9 protein-coding genes and 1 pseudogene are annotated in these 20,970 nt (G+C 45.0%); 8 read left to right on the top strand and 2 right to left on the bottom strand.

Annotated features, from left to right (window positions below):
* Nucleotides 1–44: 44 nt before the first annotated feature.
* Entirely contained in the window at nt 45–536 is a 492-nt protein-coding gene (locus FU659_RS00640) for a phage lytic cycle repressor MrpR family protein (RefSeq protein WP_147945761.1), read from the bottom strand.
* 477 nt (nt 537–1,013) lie between these two features.
* Here FU659_RS00640 and FU659_RS00635 point away from each other — a divergent pair, with 477 nt between their 5' ends.
* The 4 genes and pseudogenes from FU659_RS00635 (at nt 1,014) to phnE (ending at nt 10,906) form a co-directional block, all read left to right on the top strand.
* On the top strand, nt 1,014–7,064 hold the full coding sequence (locus FU659_RS00635; protein WP_147945760.1) for an immunoglobulin-like domain-containing protein: 6,051 nt from the start codon (nt 1,014–1,016) through the stop codon (nt 7,062–7,064).
* Nucleotides 7,065–7,182: 118 nt separating this feature from the next.
* A pseudogene (locus FU659_RS00630) lies at nt 7,183–8,388 on the top strand (hypothetical protein); the annotation flags it as partial.
* Nucleotides 8,389–8,561: 173 nt separating this feature from the next.
* Entirely contained in the window at nt 8,562–9,335 is a 774-nt protein-coding gene (gene phnC / locus FU659_RS00625) for a phosphonate ABC transporter ATP-binding protein (RefSeq protein ID WP_147945758.1), read from the top strand.
* Nucleotides 9,332–10,906, top strand: coding sequence for a phosphonate ABC transporter, permease protein PhnE (phnE, locus tag FU659_RS38645; protein WP_397354787.1), 1,575 nt, complete (start codon nt 9,332–9,334; stop codon nt 10,904–10,906). The genes phnC and phnE overlap by 4 nt, the downstream gene beginning before the upstream one ends.
* 56 nt (nt 10,907–10,962) lie before the next feature.
* Here the strand turns inward: phnE and FU659_RS00610 are convergent, their stop codons facing one another.
* Nucleotides 10,963–11,934 carry a phosphate/phosphite/phosphonate ABC transporter substrate-binding protein gene (locus tag FU659_RS00610; protein ID WP_147945757.1) on the bottom strand — a complete coding sequence of 324 codons (972 nt, stop codon included), beginning with the start codon at nt 11,932–11,934 and terminating at the stop codon, nt 10,963–10,965.
* A 372-nt stretch (nt 11,935–12,306) separates the two neighbouring features.
* Here FU659_RS00610 and FU659_RS00605 point away from each other — a divergent pair, with 372 nt between their 5' ends.
* From FU659_RS00605 to FU659_RS00590, 4 genes are all read left to right on the top strand, one after another.
* Nucleotides 12,307–14,325 (top strand): efflux RND transporter periplasmic adaptor subunit, encoded by a 2,019-nt coding sequence (locus FU659_RS00605; protein ID WP_147945756.1) that lies wholly within the window; start codon nt 12,307–12,309, stop codon nt 14,323–14,325.
* Entirely contained in the window at nt 14,322–17,471 is a 3,150-nt protein-coding gene (locus FU659_RS00600; RefSeq protein WP_147945755.1) for an efflux RND transporter permease subunit, read from the top strand. Before FU659_RS00605 ends, FU659_RS00600 begins: the two co-directional genes overlap by 4 nt.
* A 36-nt stretch (nt 17,472–17,507) precedes the next feature.
* Nucleotides 17,508–20,369 (top strand): RCC1 domain-containing protein, encoded by a 2,862-nt coding sequence (locus tag FU659_RS00595; RefSeq protein WP_147945754.1) that lies wholly within the window; start codon nt 17,508–17,510, stop codon nt 20,367–20,369.
* Nucleotides 20,370–20,545: 176 nt separating this feature from the next.
* Nucleotides 20,546–20,845 carry a DUF6509 family protein gene (locus tag FU659_RS00590; RefSeq protein ID WP_147945753.1) on the top strand — a complete coding sequence of 100 codons (300 nt, stop codon included), beginning with the start codon at nt 20,546–20,548 and terminating at the stop codon, nt 20,843–20,845.
* Nucleotides 20,846–20,970 lie beyond the last annotated feature (125 nt).

The raw sequence follows: 20,970 nt of genomic DNA, 5'->3' as shown, positions 1-20,970 counted from the left end.
GATAAATTCATGGGCCTGAGGGTATTTGTCATGGTTATTACTTTCTAAGCATAGACGAGCTCTTTGCTTTCAAATTTCTCTGTTGTTAAGTGTGTTAACTCCGGCGTCCGGAATAACTCAGATAATCGCCTTAGACGCATATATATCGTTCGTAGAACAACGGATTCCAACTCTCTAATCATGCTTTGATTAGCGACGAAATCCTCAAGACTTACTTTAATTAGATGATCGCTGTTTCGCAGATGAACGGAAATGGGCTTGTTCGTAGATGATCCGTTATGAATGACATAATTCGTTTGAAGGACCGCACTTTGGAATATTTCTGCACATCTTTTAGTTACGGGTACTTGTCGTTTCATTCCAGACGAATCCAGAACAGTTAGCAGCTGATTTTTAATATCCAAAGCCTCACTTTTGATATTCACCAATTCGTTTGCTTCAATACCTTCGAGTAATAAGCGAATAATTACTGCATCTTGCGGGTTGACACATTGCGACTCAATCTTTTGAATTTTTTCTAATGTACGAATATCCATTCAACATCCCTTCTGTCTACACATCCTTATAGCGTATGAACAGTTAATTAATGTTATGTCAAAATTTACTGAATTTAGTTGGTAAATAATCGTTGTCGTATTTATGACACAATTAATGGGTTTCTATTTTAATAAAGTATTTTTTATACAATCATAATAATTTTAGTTAGGTAGCGTTTCATCCCAGTAAACATAAGCTTTTAGACTAAATCTACTCGGTAAGAAGGCTATTTTCCATACATTCACTCAGCAAATTTCGATAATTATTTACAAACACTTAACGTGAACTTTCCGTTTATCTTGGTATAATTCATGGGTATCTCTAGAAATAAATACGGTGTGATGCATTCAATGTCCTATGTAACTTACAAAAGGAGGGACCTGCAAATACACGAATTTATAGGTTACAAATGGTATCATTCTTTATTAATTTTTTAGAGTATGAATTAAAAAAAATTTCGAAGGCGGGATATACACTTGAAGATATTTCCAAGGGCGCTTAAATTTTCTCTGGCTGCCGCACTTATTGTTCCTAATGTTGTAGCCTTACCCCATGTTAGCTTTGCTGCACCCTCATCAGACACATCCAAGCACTGGGCTAAAGATCAGATAGGTATTTGGACAGCACTTGATTTGGCGGATGGTTACCCAGACGGAACTTTTAAGCCTGATAACAGTGTTACTAGAGCAGAATTTATGGCATTAGTAAATAGAACTTTTAACTACACGACAAAAGCAGACATTAAATTTAAAGATGTAGCCATTTCGGACTGGTTCTATGCAGATGTAGCAAAAGCACAGGCTGCTGGATATATTGAAGGCTATGAAGATGGCAGCATGAAACCGCTCGAAACGATCTCTCGTCAAGAAGCTGCTGTTATCGTAAGTAGAATTAAGAAGCTCCCAATTGCAAATTTAAACGGTACTCCAACAACATTCGTAGATGCTGCACAGATTGCAAATTGGAGCAAGGCCCCGATTCAGTCAGTCGTTCAAGCAGGATATATGAACGGATATCCGGGACAGTTGTTTAAACCTACTGGACTCATTACTCGCGCAGAGGCAATTGTTTCCTTGGATCGTGCAGGAGAGGTATCATCCCAAACAACTGTTTATGATAAAGCGGGAGTTTTCTCTGATAAAACGCTTAAAGGCAATGTTGTTGTCGCAGCTTCTGGCGTAGAATTGAAAAACGTTGAAATCAGCGGCAACCTAGTTGTTGCCGAAGATGTGGGCGAAGGTAATGTTAACTTAAGCAAGACTAATGTAAAAGGCAAGACAGTGGTAAAAGGCGGCGGAGCGCATTCTATACATTTCAATGATAGTGCGATTGGCCAATTAAAAGTCATTAAACCCAATGTTAGAATTGTTACAACAGGTTCCACATCTGTTGAACAAACGGAATTATTAACTTCTGCCAGATTAGAAGAAAGTAATCTAACCGGCAAAGGATTTAGGGATGTAAACATCTCAACTTCTGGAAATGTTCAGCTCGCTGGGGCATTTGAAACTATTCAATTTACGGGTCAATCGTCACTAGAATTAGTAGAAGGCACGATTAGCACATTGACTGTTCCTTCTTCAGGACAAGGCTCAACGCTAACTCTTGGCACAGGCGCAGGAGTTGATAATCTGACGCTGGATGGAGCTGCTAAGGTTTCGGGATCAGGAAGTATTAAGAAGGCAACAATTAATGTGAATGGCGTAACCATGGATAAAAAGCCAGAAACTCTAACTATTCGTGAAGGAGTTACTGCAACAATCGGCAACCAACAAGTAGATAAATCGACTGGTAACAGCGGTGGCAACAGTGGCAATAGTGGCAACGGTGGAAACGGTGGCAACAATGGCAACAATGGCGGTGACGGTGGCAACCCAGGAACAGGCGACCAAGTCTCCACTGCACCAATTACAGCGCAAATTACAGTGGTAAACCATCCTGTTGGCACAGCGGATACAGTAACTGTAACCGGATTGGCTGCAGGAAATGTAGTAAAAGTATACAGTTCCTCTACAGATGCTACAGTAATCGGAACTGGAACAGTTGCAGTTGGTGAGACAAGCGTGACTGTTTCCATACAACAGTTGGGAGCTGAAGCAGGTAAAGTCTTCGTATCTGTGACTTCGACCGGAAAAACGGAGAGTACAAGAACTTCGAAAGATTATTTGGCAGAGCCAATTGTCGATGAAGTTACTACTGCACCTAGTGCAAATCAAATTACAGTGGTAAACCATCCTGTTGGCACAGCGGATACAGTAACTGTAACCGGATTGGCTGCAGGAAATATAGTGAAGGTATACAATACCTCTACAGATGCTACAGTAATCGGAACCGGAACAGTTGCAGTTGGAGAGACAAGCGTGACTGTTTCCATTCCACAGTTAGGAACTTCAGCAGGTACAGTCTTCGTATCTGTGACATCGGCCGGAAAAACGGAAAGTGCAAGAACTTCGAAAGATTATATGGCAGAGCCAATTGTCGATGAAGTTACTACTGCACCAAGTGCAAATCAAGTTACAGTGGTAAACAATCCTGTTGGGACAGCGGATACCGTTACTGTAAATGGATTAACTGCAGGAGATGTAGTGAAGGTATACAATACCTCTACGGGTGGTACAGCAGTCGGAACTGGAACAGTTGCAACTGGTGCGACAAACGTAACTGTTTCCATACCACAGTTGGGAGCTGCAGCAGGTACAGTCTTCGTATCTGTGACATCGACCGGCAAAACGGAAAGTGCAAGAACCTCTAAAAATTATATAGCAGAGCCGCCAGTAGACCCTAATGCTCGTTCGATAGCAGATTTTAGAGGACAAGCGGATAACGAATTGCTGACAGGTACCATTAAAGGAACCGTCACATCTGCCCCTTATGATGTAACGGCTGGTAAAAATAATTTCTACGTTCAGGACGGAACAGGCGGAATTCTTGTTTTCAATCCTGTAACCACAACGCCCGTAGTCATTGGCGATGAAGTTCAAATCACAAAGGGTAAAAGATTAACATTCAACGGTGAAGCGGAACTTACTGAAGGTGAATTCATTAAAACAAACAAGAATGCTCCAGTAACACCTACTATCGTTAATCTTAGCGATCTTTCAGCAAACCAAGGTAAAGTCGTTACGGTGAAGAATGTTCCGGTTATTAGTATTTCACCTAAAATGTTTATTGGAACATCTGCTCCAGGTTATGAAGTATTTTTGACAAGATTTGGCGTTACCACTTCAGGTATTGTAGTTGGTGATAAAGTAGATGTAACGGGAATTGTCTCTATCTTCTCGAACAATCCTCAACTACTTCCTCGAACATCTTCAGATATCCTGAAATCGAGCGGAGTGTCTGATGCTGACGCGGTATCGGCTGATAAAGAAGGTATTAACTTCGAAGATTTAAGCGCTGTGGTTAGTAACTTGGATTTACCTAGCGAAGGAGCAAGTGGATCCTTAATCACTTGGGTATCCAATAATCCAACCGTAGTTACGAATGCTGGTGTCGTTACCCGTCCGGCTAAAGGAGAACCTAATGGACAAGCCGTATTAACTGCTACGATTCGCAAGGGATCGGCTATTGCGACCAAGGATTTTCCAGTCATTGTTCTTCCTGAAATCTTAACAAATGTGGAAGCAGTCGCTAATGCCAAGGCATCGTTGGCTTTGAGCTACAACGGTTTGGAGAATTCCATAATCTTACCTGCTAACGGAACGGATGGAACGGCTCTGACTTGGTCATTAAAAAATAGTTCCCAATCAGGTATTGTTGATATCGCTACAGGCGCGGTAAATCGATACGATATTACCTCCGACGCCGATGTTATTTTAGTGGCTACTATTACTAAAGGAATGACGAGCGATAAAAAAGAGATTATGATCCATGTAATCAAAGGGCAGCAAATGCCAAAAGTGAATTCGGTTAAAGCTAACCAAGTAGTTGTAACTGGAACTGCAAAGGCTGGGACAACTGTGACTGTAAGTACGGGTCCGGTAGTGTTAGGTACAGCAGTTGCAGATCCTATCACAGGTGCTTTCAGTGTATCGATTCAGAATCAATCTGAGGGTACTGTACTAGAAATTATTGCTACCGGTACTGGCTACACAAGCGATGCTGCCTACGTGCTAGTTGTGAATGCTGGCGCAATGACAGATAAAGAAGCTGTAGATGGAGCTTTAGCTGCTCTAACGGATAACAGTATCAAACAATTGAATACAAGCTTAAATGATGTTAAGACTTCTCTGAATCTTTCAAGTTCCGGTTTGAATGGAACGACAATCGTATGGTCATCTGATAAGCCTTTAATTCTGGGCACGAATGGTTCTATAAAAAGACCTGTTTTAGGAAGTCCAGACGCGGTCGTGACACTAACTGCAACCATTAGCAAAAACGGTACACAATCCGTCAAAACTTTTGAAGTGACCGTTAAAGCACAGACAGTGGCACTGACAGTAGTTAGCTTCAATGATATTACGGTATCAATTAGCAAAGGAACTGCTTATTCCTTACCTGCAAAAGCGACGGCTAATATGAGCGACGGTACCACGGACCAGTTGGATGTGGTATGGAATCCTTCGACGGTGGATACGAGCGTTGCAGGAACGTATAATTTCGTAGGCTCAACTACAGGATATACAGCTACAGTTAAATTAGCTTTGACGATTACTGAGGCTCCGGCTGCCTTAACGGTTGCTCAGGCTCTAGCTGCACCTGCAGGTACTACAGTAACTGTAGAAGGCTATGTGCAGAATGTTGAAGCCAATAAAGATAACCCTGGGTATGGTATCTTCTTGCATGACAAGATAGGAGAGAACCACAGTACTACCGATTTTATTATTAAGCTACAAAGTGGTGACCGGGCAAAATTTAGTGCTGCAGCCGCAGCTAACAAAAAGATAAGAATCACAGGAGCATTGAATGACAAAGCGTATTTTTCTCAAAAAGGTTTCTCAGATAAAGACTACAAAGAAAGTCCTGTATTTGTTGACGAAGCCCCTAAGCCAAATGCAGCTCCAACAGCTTCCAATGTACAAATTGCGGGTACAGCCAAAGTAGACCAAACGTTGACAGGTTCCTACACTTACGCAGATTCTGAGAATGATGCAGAAGGTACCTCCACATTTAAGTGGTACCAAGTAAATGGCTCGACGGAAACAGCTATTGCTGGCGCAACAAGTAAAACCTATGTTGTTCAACAAGCAGATGTAGGTAAAACGTTGAAATTTGAAGTCACGTCTATTGCAATCGGCGGAACAACGAACGGTACCGCTGTGAGAAGTTTAGCTTCAGCCATTGTTGAGGCAGCACCTGCACCCAATGCAGCTCCAACAGCTTCCAATGTACAAGTAGCGGGTACAGCCACCGTTGGTCAAACATTGACAGGCTCGTACAATTACGCAGATGCAGAGTCTGATGCAGAAGGTACCTCCACATTTAAGTGGTACCAAGTAAATGGCTCGATGGAAACAGCTATTGCTGGCGCAACAAGTAAAACCTATGTTGTTCAACAAGCGGATGTAGGCAAAACGTTAAAATTTGAAGTCACGCCTATTGCAAGTGGCGGAACAACGAACGGTACCGCTGTGAGAAGTTCAGCTTCAGCCATTGTTGAGGCAACACCTGCGCCCAATGCAGCTCCAACAGCTTCCAACGTACAAGTAGTGGGTACAGCCACCGTTGGTCAAACATTGACAGGCTCGTACAATTACGCAGATGCTGAGAATGATGCAGAAGGTTCCTCCACATATAAGTGGTACCAAGTAAATGGTGCGACGGAAACAGCAATTGCTGGCGCAACAAGTACAACCTATGTTGTTCAACAAGCGGATGTAGGTTTGACGTTGAAATTTGAAGTTACGCCTATTGCAAGCGGCGGAACAACGAACGGTACCGCTGTGAAAAGTGCAGCTTCAGCTGTTGTTGCAGCAGCAGTTGTACCAAATACAGCTCCAACAGCTTCCAACGTACAAGTAGCGGGTACAGCCATAGTTGGTCAAACATTAACAGGCTCGTACACTTACGCAGATGCTGATACTGATGCAGAAGGTACCTCCACATTTAAGTGGTACCAAGTAAATGGCGCGACGGAAACAGCCATTGTTGGCGCAACAAGTACAACCTATGTTGTTAAACAAGCAGATGTAGGTAAAACGTTGAAATTTGAAGTTACGCCTATTGCAAGTAGCGGAACAACGAACGGTACCGCTGTGAAAAGTTCAGCTTCAGCCGTTGTTGTGAATACGGTAGCTCAAGCATTATCACTTATCGGTACACTTGTAACAGTGGAAGGATATATACAGACTGTAGAGGGAAATGGAACTAGTCCAAATTATGGTATCTTTTTGGCTGACAGTGTAGGAAACGCCAGTACTAATACCAATGCTCTAATTGTTAAGCTAAAAACTGGAACAGATCAAGCTACATATAATAAAACAGCTGCTGGTAGTAGAAAAGTGAGAATTACAGGTACATCTGCAGTTTCAGCGTATATGGGCTTGAAGGGATTCGCTACCTACGCAACAATTGAGTTTGTAAATTAACTATTAGTATAAAGTGAATTGATTCAATGATGAGGCCTTCGTTGGAGTATGGAAATATAGCAAACCCCAGCGAAGAGCTTTCTATCAAGTTCTTATCAGCGGGTAAACAGGAGGATCTATGAAATTATTATCTAAACCATATTCAAAACTAACTGTTACTGTCACACTTGCGCTGGCGTTAACCTTAACAGCAGCAGTAATTCCCTACGCTATCTTTGCGGAAGGTCCTACAAATACGGCTCCAACTATTGCTGCAAAAGGTACGCCGAACGGCAAAAAGGTCTTATTCGATAATGCCCACGGGAACACAACAGGTGCGTCTGACTGGGTCATTGACGGGGGGTTCTCCGACTTTGCTAATGGGATCGCGAATGCCGGATATTTCGTTAAAGAATTGCGCCAAACCAAACTTATGACCTACGATGATCTTAAAGATTATGACATTTTTGTAACCGCAGAGTCCAACGTTCCCTACAAAGTCTCCGAGCAAGCTGCTATGTTGGAGTATGTGAACAAAGGCGGTTCAATCTTCTTCATCGCCGATCATTACAATGCAGACCGTAACAAGAATCGTTGGGATGGATCAGAGGTTTATAATGGTTACCGTCGTGGAGCATGGGATAACCCGGCAAAAGGAATGAGCACAGAGGAAGCGAATTCTGCAGCCATGAAGGATGTTGTGAGCTCAGATTGGTTGTCGGATAACTTTGGAATCAAATTCAGATATAATGCGCTGGGCGATTTAAGTGCGAACATTATTGTTGCACAGGATCAGGCATTCGGAATTACAAAGAATGTTAAATCGGTAGCTATGCATGCAGGAAGTACATTGGCTGTTACAGATCCAAATAAAGCAAAAGGTATCGTTTATGTTCCAAAAAATCCTCCCAAATGGGCCACTGGTCCTGTAGACAAAGCTGTTTACAACGGTGGAGGCATTGAGGAAGGCCCATATGTAGCTGTTGCTAAAGTGGGTAAAGGAAAAGCAGCTTTTATCGGGGACTCATCTCCGGTAGAGGATGCATCACCTAAGTACAAAAGAGAAGATAACGGTAAAGCCAAGACTACTTATGATGGATACAAGGAAGAAAGCGATGGTATTTTGCTGCAAAACGTCATTGAGTGGTTAGGCAAGAAAGAAAATTTCACTAGCCTTTCACAGGTTCAAGGACTTGCATTGGATCAAAAAACGCCATTGCTTACTTCTGGCAAAGAGAATGAGATACCTCAACAATCCATTGAGCCTCTAGCAGAGCCATGGGCTGCTCCGGATCCAGGTTACAAATGGTGGGATCCATCTACATTCGCTGCGGGTTCATACGGAAAGTAAACAAAGTAGCAAAAAAGATAATCCTTCGAGGCTACTGAAAGAGGGCGTAAACTCTACAAATGTAGAGTTTACACCCTCTTTACATTTAGTGGGTTTTAGACGCGGAAAACTTAAGAAAATTTTGTCTGCTATTTTTAACATTATTATCTAATGAAAGTAGGATTTATATGATTGCGTTTAAACATCTTTCCAAAGTTTATCCTAACGGAACGATCGGGCTGAATGATATTAATCTGACGATTCATCCTGGGGAATTCGTTGTTATTGTTGGCCTTTCAGGAGCGGGCAAATCGACGCTGTTGCGTTCTATTAATCGTTTGCATGAAACAACGGATGGAGAAATATTAATTGACGGAAAGTCAATAACTTTGGCAAAAGGCGCCGAATTGCGTCGTATGCGCAGGGATATCGGGATGATTTTCCAAACGTTTAATCTGGTCAAACGCTCATCTGTTATTCGCAATGTTTTATCTGGTCGTGTAGGGTATCATTCGACGTTCAGAACCTTACTAGGTTTGTTCCCTAAAGAAGATATCGAACTTTCGCTAAAAGCGCTGGAGCGTGTCAATATTCGGGAAAAAGCTTATTCACGAGCTGATGAATTGTCAGGTGGTCAACAGCAGCGTGTTTCAATCGCCAGAGCATTGGCACAGGAAGCCAAGATTATTCTTGCGGACGAGCCTGTGGCATCGCTTGACCCATTAACGACCAGACAAGTGATGGATGATTTAAAAAGAATTAATACGGAATTAGGCATTACAACAGTTGTAAATCTTCACTTTATTGACCTTGCACGTGAGTACGCGACACGGATTATCGGACTTCGTGCAGGTAAAGTTGTCTATGACGGACCTGTGGCTGATGCGACGGATGAGGTGTTCTCAGAGATTTATGGCCGGGCCATTAAGAAGGACGAGCTGCTGGGGGGGCAGGAAGGATGAGTGTAACAATCGTCAAGAAGCCGCCTCGGACGAAGCTGTATCTTACGGTCCTGATAATGGTTCTTTTCCTGATCGGGAGCATTTATCAAACGGAAGCGACACTAACGAAGCTCGTATCCGGTACACCGGAAATTTTAAAGTTTATTGGCGAAATGTTCCCGCCGGACTGGCAGTTTTTTGCTGATATTTGGAAACCAATGGCGGAAACCCTGCAGATGTCGATTATTGGAACTGTTGTAGGTGCTTTGTTCGCCTATCCCATGGCGCTCCTTGCTGCTCGTAACGTTAACACCACGCCATGGTTGTTCTATCCAGCAAGGTTCATTATGAATCTGTTTCGGACCATACCGGATCTGCTATACGCGGCTATCTTCGCAGTATTAGTCGGATTTGGTCCAACGGCAGGCACACTTGCGCTGATATTCTTTACGTTTGGGATTCTGTCTAAGCTTTCGTATGAATCGACCGAGGCGACTGATCCTGGACCGCTAGAAGCCATGACGGCCGTTGGTGCAAACAAGCTCAAATGGATTCGTTTTGGTGTCATCCCGCAAGTTGCGCCTACGTATCTGGCTCATTTATTGTACACCTTTGAAGTCAGTATTCGGGCATCGGCTATCCTCGGTTTAGTAGGGGCAGGTGGGATTGGCTTGCTGCTAAAAAACACGCTTGATCTATTCCGCTACGATCAAGCCTGCGCGATTGTCATTTATACGTTGTTTGTTGTTGTAATCATCGATCTAGTTAGTACCCGATTCCGCTCATATTTGTTAAAAGGCAGCGCAAAACCAATGTCAGCCTCACGTTCACGCACATACTCGATCATAGGTTGGGTGATTGTCGTGGCTTTATTGGTTTGGTCTGTAACAGGTTTGGAATTGTCCGGTTTTCAGCCAACCACATGGATTTTGATGAAATCGATGATGACCGGATTGATGCATCCAGACTGGGCTTATGTTTATATTCCTGATGGAGAGGATTTACTGCGCTCTCTTCTTGAGACGTTATCGATTTCTTATTTGGGCAACTTTGTCTCCGCTGTTGTTTGTCTCCCGTTCGCCTTTTGGGCAGCGGCAAATATGAGCCGCAGACGGGCTGTTTCCGGCTCCGGTAAATTATTTTTAAGTGTCGTTCGTACGATACCTGAAGTCATTATGGCCTTGATCTTTATTAAAGCTGTAGGACCTGGGGCGTTTGCCGGGGTCATGGCGCTGGGGCTCCACTCGGTAGGGATGCTTGGCAAGCTTTATGCAGAAGCCGTTGAAAATATGGATATGGGGCCTACAGAAGCAATGACGGCGGTCGGAGCGAACATTTGGCAGAAGATGGCGTTCGCTGTTGTTCCTCAGGTGATCCCTGATTTCATTTCTTACACGTTGTATCGTTTTGAAATCAATGTGCGCTCTGCGACCCTATTAGGGATCATTGGAGCGGGCGGTATCGGTACACCTCTGATCTTCGCACTTAACGCGAGGCAGTGGCCACGGGTAGCTATTATCCTCATAGGAATCATTGTAACGATCTCCATCATTGACTATATTTCAGGAGAACTTCGAAAACGGATTGTTTAAAACAACAAAAGAGACATCGCATATACACATGCGATGTCTCTTTTGTTACTTCGATATTACTTCAAGCCCATTTCTTTGTTAACGCTGCGTACGATGTCGAATTTGGAATCATCTGTAGCTACATACCCTTTATGGGAGTACACATCGAAAATGATTTTTTGGCCTTCCGGATCGTTACCGATTGCGATGAAGGCGTCTGTAAGTTTCTTTTTCCATGCTGCGTCCATATCGGAACGAACCGCGATGGTATCATTAGGAATTTTATCAGAGAAGCTAAGAACGCGAGTTTGTTTGAATACATCCGGATAATCTTTCGTCATGTTGGTACGGATGTCTTGGAATACGCCAACTGCGTCAACTTGATCGTTGAGCAAAGCGATAACTGCTTTGTCATGACCTTGGAATTGTACGCCGGTAACGTCTTTAACCGGATCAACGCCCGCTTTTTTCAGAACAAATCCTGGATATACATAACCAGCTGCGGAGGTAACACCTTGCCAACCTATTTTTTTGCCTTTGAGATCGGCAACGGATTTAATTGGAGAATCAGCTTTAACCAAAATTTCTGATTTGTAGAAATCTACAAGATCTTTCGTTGGTTGACCAGTTGTATCATCCACGCCTAGACGTGTGGCTTGTACAAGCAGGTCTGCTGCTTTACGGTTATCATGCGCAACAACATAGTTGCTTGGAGGCAAGAAGCCAACATCCACTTGTTTGGAAGCCATGGCTTCAATTACCACGTTATAATCAGTTGAAACGGAAACTTTAACGGGGATACCCAACTTGTCCCCTAGAAGTTTTTCAAGTGGTTTTGCTTTAGCTTCAAGTGTTTCAGCATTTTGGGATGGAACGAATTGCACTTTCAATTCTTTGGGTATGAAGCCTGTTGCTGCCGGAGTTGCGGATACTTTCGTTGATTCTGCCGGTGATGCGGCTGGCTTAGTCTCTTCTTTCTTAGCACAACCTGCTAGCATGCTAGCTGCAACCAACATGGACAAACTAATTACTGTAAGTTTTTTCTTCAACTCTTTCTACCTCCGATAAAATAATTGCTTCTATATAAGTAGCTCTATAAGACTACCACATATAACATAGAAAACAGTGTAAAGTATTTGTAAAATGGCACATTCATCAGCAGTAACCTTGAAGGGCAACGAAATAGTTTGAATTTAGGTACAGTTAGGGATTTTTAGACTCGAACTGGAAATTAACTAGAAAAGATATAAATATAACCTGAGATAGTAAGTCAATACCAGGACTTTATGCCTAAAATACGAGGGATTATTTCGATATTTACACATTTTTTACATATGAATCACACTTCTATCACGAAAGTCAAGTAAAGTGGGGAAGAGCGATTGCCCAAATGAATAGAAGTAGACGGAGGTTTCCATCCCATGAGGAAGTACAGTTCACTCAAGAGTACCACAATCATCGCAGTTCTCACCGCGATAACCGTCACCATAGCGGGGTGCAGCACGCCCAGCAGTACCGCTAAACCAGGGGCAAACGGCCGTTCAGGAACACGCCAGATGACAGTAGAAACACAGCAAGTTAAATTATCCGACATTGGCGGCGGACAAGTATTCACAGGCTCCATAACACCAGCGTTCACGACGAATTTGTCTTCGAAAGTGAATGGCCGAATTACGTCTCTAGATGTCAGCATAGGAGACAAGGTAAAAGTCGGACAAGCGCTGGCGCACATTGATACGACTACGCTTCAACAATCCTTAGAGCAGTCTAAGAGTGATTTAGCAGTAAGTCAGATTCAATACAGCAAAGCTGTGAATGATCAAGCAAATAGTCTCGCGGTAGCTCAGAAAGCATTAGCTGTGCAACAAGCGGCTTATGAGAAAGCTATAAATGATCAAAAGAATGCCGTAGCTTTGGCACAGACGCAACTAAACAATGCCATAGCCACGCAGCAAAATTCCGTTGAATCCGCTAAACAGGGAGTTTCCACTGCTCAAGTAGGTTTTAGTAAGGCGCAAGCAGATGCAGCAACAGCTGTTACTGTAGCCCAGACGAATCTGAATTCGCAGCTGGATAGTTTATTAACATCACAGAATAACAATATAGATACCTATCAACTCGCAGTGCAGCAAGCGGTTGTTGCCTACAATTCGGCGGCTCAGTCGGGAAAAGATATGGATGGCGCACTAGCCAAATTGCAGAGTACACAGTTGACCCTACAGCAAGCTCAACAGTCGCAATATAAAGACACGCAATCTGCGCAGCAATCGCTGACCAGCTTGCAAAATGCGCTTTTAACCGCACAAAGCTCGCAAGCCGTCCAAGTGGCACAGGAAGCGCTGAATACTTCCTTATTAACGCTTGCCAATACGCAAGTAACGGCGGCTGCTCAAATTGATCTTAGCCGTACGCAGCTAGCGCAGTCTCAATCCTCGCAAGAAATTGCAAAGAATAGCGCTGAAGCCACGCTGGATCAGTCCAAGCAATCTGTGAAAACAGCGCAATCGACAGATGCTCTTCAAGTAAGCGCAGCTCAGCTTCAGCAGACTCAAACGAAGTTGAAATTGCTAAGTGAACAGCTGCAAGATGGCGTTCTTACAAGTCCCGTCGACGGGATTGTAAGCGCTGTTCTTGTACCAGTTGGACAAAATACAGGACAATCCGCTGTAGTGTCGATTGCAGCACTGGAGCCGGTTCTTGCGACAGTGAACGTATCGGAAGCATCGATTGGCAAAGTAAAAGCTGGTCTTTCAATGTCTGTGAAAGTACCGACATTAAATAAATCGTTTGATGGGACCGTGTATGCCGTACATCCGACGATGGATCCAACATCCAAGTCCTATCTGGTAGATATCAAATTAAATGATGATAAACATGAATTGCTGCCGGGGATGTTCGCCGAGTCTTCACTGAAGAGTGAAGGCAAACAATCCATTGTGGTTCCTGCGGATGCGGTTCTTAGCCAACCAAGCGGTAACGCGGTGTTCATCGTGAAAGATGGCAAAGCTTCCAAGGTGCTCGTCAAGGTTGGGGTAATGACCAGCTCATCGTTCGAAATTACGAATGGTCTTAAGGTCGGAGATGAACTCGTTGTCAAAGGACAAGAATTGCTTTCCGATAATGTACCAGTTCAAGTGAGTCAACCTGGGCAGGATAACGGAGCCGGTAAAGGGGCGGGTCAAGGACAGAACGGACAAGGCCAAGGGAAAACAGGTGGTCAGGGCGGTCAAGGTCAAGGTGGTCAAGGCGGCCAAGGCGGCCAAGGTCAAGGCAAAACCGGAGGCCAAACTGGCCAAACTGGCCAAACCGGCCAAACCGGCGAACGGCCAAGTGGCCAAGGTCAGAACAGGACTGGCGGCCAAGGTGGCCAAGGTCAGTCCAAAGATGGTCAAACAGAGGCTAAGCCGAGTGCAGCGCCGAAAGCGGGGGCTGGACAGTGAAATTAGCTAATTTCTCCGTTCATCGTCCTGTCACGATTTTAATGATTATGATTGGGCTGTTGATTGTTGGGTCGATCGCAGTTCCCCTCTTGCCGGTGGATCTCTATCCGAATTTGGAGATCCCTTCTGCAACGGTTTCCGTTTCTTGGAACGGTGCTTCACCGGGCCAAATCGAGCAGCAAATAACGAAGCCCATTGAGAACGCGATGGCGACTGTCACAGGGGTAACGAGTATTTCGTCCAACTCGCGAACGGGATCAAGCAATGTTACCCTGCAATTCAATTATGGAACGAATATTGATCAGGTCACATTATCGATGCGTGACAAGCTGGATCGGGTGCGAAGGCAGCTCCCCTCAGATGCTGACGCTCCTGTTGTGTCTCGGGTAGATCCTAACAGCACACCGATTATGACACTGGCTTTGTATGGCAAAACCGATCTTGTTACGCTTCGCGATGTGGCGGACAATATCGTCAGCCCGGACGTTCAGCGTTCGGATGGCGTTGCATCCGTAGGCGTGACAGGCGGACGAGTAAGACAAATTCAAATTCTGGTTGAGCCTAGCAGGCTTCAATCGTACAATATTTCCTTCAGCACACTCGTTTCAGCGCTTGGGAATGACAACTCTTCCACAGACGCGGGACTTGTTAATAAAGGAAAGCAACTGGTGCCTTTACATATCGATGGAGATTTTAAATCCATTGCGGATATTGGCAAAGTGCAAGTGCAGCTGGGCAAAGGGCAAACGATAGCGCTTAGCGAGCTGGGGCAGATCATTGACACTTATCAAAATGTTACCTTGGAAGCACGCAAAGACGGAGAGGCTAGTGTAAGTCTTTCGGTTCTTAAACAATCGGACGGCAATACGGTGTCCGTATCCAGCAACATACAGAAGTCTTTGAAGGATATTCAATCCAAGCTGCCTGAAGGCGTGCATGTCGCGATATTGAATGATTCTGCTAAATTCATTCGTGATTCCTTGCAGACGGTTGTTGAGCATACTTTGCTCGGCGGTGTTTTCTCCGTCATTATTTTGTTATTTTTCTTGCGGAGTATCCGAGCAACGCTCATTATAGGCGTGGTTATTCCGATTTCCATTATAAGCACGTTTAGTATGATGTATTTTGGTCACCAAACGATTAATACGATTACGCTGGGCGGTTTAGCGCTCGGTCTCGGCTCGCTTGTCGACTTCGCGGTTGTTGTTCTGGAAAGCATTTTCCGTAAACGACATGAGGGACTTTCTCCCGAAGAGGCAGCCAAAGTGGGGACAGCCGAGGTTGGTACTGCCGTTATGGCGTCCGCGCTTGCACAAATCGCCGTATTTGCGCCTACGGCCTTTATTAGCGGCCTCGTGAAGCAATTTTTCTGGCCGATGGCACTCGTTGTCTGCTTCTCTCACATAGCCGCTTGGTTCGCTGCTGTGACGCTAGTTCCGATGCTGGCAGCTAAAATATTACGCAGCAAAGTGGATGAAGATTTGCCGGAAGGAAGATCATTCAATCCTTTAATTTGGTTCGGACGCGGCATGTATCACGTCACGAATTTTTACGGTAAAATGCTGAAATGGTCTTTAAAGCACCGATGGGTGATTCTGAGCGTTACGATCCTCCTTTTCGCTGCAAGTGTATACTCCGTTCGTTTTGTAGGTAGTGAATTAACGCCAAAAACCGATCAGAGTCAAGTCAATTTGAATATCAATTTACCGCAAGGCACCGATTTTGCAGTGACCAATCAAGTGGCTGCTACCATTGAGACCAGATTGAAGGATGTTCCTGAAATCGACTCCGTCTTTACTTCGGTTGGTTCTGCCGGAGGCGGTGCGTTCCAATCTTCTGCGACGAACACAGGAAGCATTCAGATCAGGCTGAAGCCTGTTAGCGAGAGGAAGAAGACGACCGATCAAGTTGCCGAGCAAATTCGCACGCTAACTACCGGCTTCGCCGGCGCGCAAATTGGCGTTAGTGTACCGTCAGGTGTGAGATTGCCAGGTCTTGGTGGCGGCGGGAACTTTGGCGGTGGCGATATTCAGGTCAATCTATCCGGACCGGATTTGACGATCCTGCAAAAATTGGGTGACCTCGTTGCCCAAGAGATCACATCCGTTGATGGCACTCGAAACGTACAAAATACATTAGATCGTTCGATCCCCCAATTCAATCTAACGATTGACCGGGATGCAGCCGCGCACTACGGGGTTTCACTGAGAGACGTAATGACGGCTTTACGTACCGCTTATCAAGGCAGCGTGGCTACACAATTTAAGACAGCGAGCTCACAAATTTCCGTGCTTGTGAAATATCCGAACGATTTCACGAATAAGCTGGAAAACTTTAATAACATTACGATTAATACCTCTGGCGGTACGGTTGTACCCGTTAGTTTGATTGCCAAGGTAGAACCGGGAACAGGTCCTGCACAAATTCGCAGACAAGACCAGAACCGCGTTGCCACGGTGCAAGCTTCCGTTTTTGGAGCTTCGGTGGGGGAAGTATCAGCTCTCGTGAAACAGAAGATCGATGCGATTCAACCACCTGACGGTTATCGGGTTACGATGGGTGGGCAGCAAACGAGCCAGAATGATTCTTTTAAAAGCTTATATTTGATCCTCATTCTCTCTGTTGTCTTAGTTTACATGGTTATGGCGAGTCAGTTCGAGTCGTTATATGGTCCATTCATCATTATGTTCTCTTTGCCTCCAACTTTTATCGGAGCTATCTTAGGGCTTATCGTGACGCATCGCACCATTAATATGAACTCGATTATCGGGATGATTATGCTAATTGGTATCGTCGTGAATAACGCGATTGTTTTAATTGACTACACGAACCAGCTGCGCGGCAAGGGAATGCCTTTGTATGAGGCTTTAATGGAAGCGGGTAAAGTGCGTCTGCGTCCTATTCTCATGACAACGGCGACAACGGTGCTGGCTATGCTTCCGCTTGTGATTGGGTTTGGCGAAGGGGCGGAGACACAAGCATCGATGGCTACTGTCGTAGCATTCGGCTTGACACTGTCCACGCTCGTCACCTTGGTGCTTGTACCTGTCGTTTATACGTTGCTTGACGGCTCGATGAACGGAATCAAGAAACGTTTTAAACGTAAACCAACGATTTCCCAAGAACCAGGAACAACATCGCTGTAAGGAAGATTTCAGTCCAACACATGAAGGAGCAAGGTCATGAACATAGTGAGACGCAATATTACCTTCTGGCTGCTAGGATTTCTGCTGCTTGGCATCGTACCCACTTTCTCAGGATTTCCTGAGAAAGCTTGGGCGGATGTGAGCGCCGATAGTGCCGGAGCAGCAAATATCAGCCCTACCACGATTTTGCAGATCGAGGGTGGTAAAGGCTTTACGGTTCTGCTGAAGAAGGATGGCACCGTGTGGACATGGGGCAACAATTTACGCGGTAAGCTTGGTGGCGGATTAAACAATCGCAATCAAGCGACAGCGATCAGCAGCTTATCCGGCATTACGGCAATAGCCGTGGGACAGTCGCACTCCTTAGCCTTGAAATCCGACGGAACCGTATGGGCATGGGGCGAGAATACATTCGGGCAGCTCGGGGACGGTACGACGATTGATCGCACAACACCGGTTCAGGTACCCGATTTAACCCATGTGACGGCCATTTCCGCAGGTAATTTCCATTCCGTTGTTGTTAAAGATGATGGCACGGCTTGGAGCTGGGGGGACAATACGTATGGGCAGCTTGGCGACAGTACGAATAAAGGAAGTAATAAGCCGGTACAAGTAAAAGGCAACATTGCTTCTGTTAAAACGATAGCCAGTGGCGCTTATCATACGTTGGCTATCGATCAAGATGGCGTTGTATGGGCTTGGGGGGACAATTATTTTGGCGAGTTGGGTTATGGCTATGACCAAAATCGGTTGAACACCCCCATTAGGTCCACTAGCTCGAACTGGCATATTACACAAATTGCAGCCGGCTTTGACTTTTCACTAGCGCTCAAAGATGATGGCACCGTGCTGACGTGGGGGCTTATTGATTCAGACCCAACAGCGATGTACAACGCGGTCAATACACATACGCAAGATGAAAATAAGTTTCCGGTTCTAGTTATTGGCCTAGATAACGTCGCTCAAATTACCGCAGGCAATTCCCATGCGGTAGTCTTAAAAAAAGACGGCAGTGTCTATGCATGGGGAGTGAATACATCGGGTCAGTTGGGAGTTGGAATTGGCTTTGATGGGAAAACATGGAAACAAACGTTTCCTAACCAGGTAAAAGGTTTGCCTGAAGTGGCACGTGTGGGCGTAGGCTCGAATTTTACATTTGCGATTGGCAAAGATGACAGCCTTTGGGCTTGGGGAAACAACAGCTACAGTCAACTTGGTGACAAAACGCTGAATAACCAGCCGTCACCGATACTAACACAGGTGAATGTTTGGCTAAACCCTACTGTTCTCAAGCCTGGGGAAGGAAATGTGTTACTTAAAAACCCTAAAGCAGTGCCTTTGGCTGCCGGAGAAAGTGATACCTTTGTTCTCAAAAACAATCGTTTATACGGCTGGGGAAGCAATACGTTTGGTCAATTAGGAGATGGTACGCGAACATCCGCTAGTTCACCGCAGGCTTTAAGTTTGGATGGAGCCGTTTCGATTGACGCCGGAGATGCTCACACGGTTGCCGTTAAACAAGACGGCACTCTCTGGACGTGGGGCCAAAACTTCGCCGGTCAGTTGGGTGACGGCACTACGACAGCTCGTCCAACGGCTGCGAAAGTAGATTCATTAAGCGGTGTGATCGCAGCTGCCGCGGGAAGTAACCACACGATTGCCTTACTTAACAACGGTTCCGTTTGGAGTTTTGGGGACAATACGTATGGGCAGCTTGGACATGATAAAACAGCTGCAGCGAGTCAAATTGTGCAGTTGTCCAATATTGTTAGCATTGCCGCAGGCTCTAATTTCAACTTAGCCCTGGAAAATACAGGGAAACTTTGGGCTTGGGGAGATAATACCAGCGGTCAACTCGGTGACGGGACATTGGCAGGTAAACAGCAGCCTGTACAAATCAATGGCGTTACAGGGGTCATTGCGATGTCAGCGGGTAAAAACTTCGCACTCGCTTTGAAGGATGATGGTACCGTTTGGTCATGGGGCTATAATGCTTTTGGCCAATTAGGTGATGGCACAACGACGAACCAAACGAAACCCGTAAAGGTAATAAATCTACCGTACATGAAATCCGTTCATGCAGGCAGCTATCACAGCATGGCACTTGGAAATGACGGCAGCGTATGGACATGGGGTCAAAACCTGTTTGGTCAGTTAGGCGACGGAAGTAAAATCAATCAGAATAAGCCCGAACAAATCAAAGGTATCGGTACAGCAGATACGGCAGCAGCGGGCGGCTCACACAGTATAGTTCAAGGTATGGACGGCAGTATATGGGCGTGGGGCGGGAACTATTCGGGTCAGCTCGGCGACAATACGTTTTTGAACAGAGCTTTACCTGCGATTGTGACGGGTTTAAATGCTAAATTTACTGATGTAGATGGTCATTGGGCTAAAGATAACATTCTCCATGCCGTGGAAAAAGGCTATGCGAATGGCTACAGTGATGGCAGCTTTCGACCGGAAGCTTCGATTACGAGAGGTGAGTTCCTTAAACTGGTCGTGACCTCTCTACATCTATCCACAGCTGATTCCGTCAAGGATCAAGCTTGGTATCAGCCCTATGTGGATGCTTTGAAAAAGGCGGGCATTGTGCAAGAGAGTGATCTTCAAGAATCGTGGGACCTTCCCATTACTCGGCAAGAGATTGCAGCTATCGCACTGCGCGCAGTCAGCCCTGAACTGCAAAAGGCAAATGCCGTCGTTCAGCCGAGCTTTGTCATGAGCGGAGCTGTTACTAAAGGGATACTGCAAGGGATGAATGGCGGGAAGCTGGCTCCGGATGAGGCCACGACCAGAGCGCAGGCTATTATTGTTATTGATCGTATGTTACAAGTTCAGCAAGGCATTACCCTCCCAGTTGATCCCTTAGCTGTGGAACAAGCTAAACAAAAATAGATTTATCGAAGCACATGCGACGCATGTGCTTCTTCTTGTCGAGCATCTAAAACGACCAACCTTGTCATCTGTCAGCATCCGGCCTCGCAAAGAATTGTACTTTCGTAGCAATATGGTTATGTACTTGCTGCCAAATCAGGTATACTGGAGTTTGCAGATGAAGAAAGGGTGGGACGATGTTTACGATAACAACTTACACAGTGGAATTAGTGAAGGATCCGTTTGGGATTTTGACCGGACAACGATATGAATTTTTGATCGATATTGAAGTCGAAGAGGATGACGAGTTATACTCCGAAAGCGGATTATATATCAGGGCAATCTATAACGTGGAAGAGGGCAAGTCGGGGCTTATGAAATATGAGCTCTATGAGAAAACGACACAGCTGTATCTTGACTTCGATTTGGAAGATGATGAAGTAGAGATCGTCACAGCTTTTTGTAAAGAGCATGTTCAAGAGGCAAATGAAAACTAACAAATGAGAATACGATTCGGATAATGAAAAAGACAGTCTGGGTGCTTCGCATCCTGGCTGTCTTTTTTGAAAATTTATATGTTTTGGGTTTGGGTTAAGCGGAAGCTTAACCTTATTTAATCTTG

Source organism: Paenibacillus sp. N3.4, from assembly GCF_008017805.1.
In the GTDB taxonomy this organism is placed as follows: Bacteria; Bacillota; Bacilli; order Paenibacillales; family NBRC-103111; genus Paenibacillus_E.
Note: the sequence above shows the minus strand (reverse complement) of the source record. Positions and strands in the feature narration are given on the sequence as shown.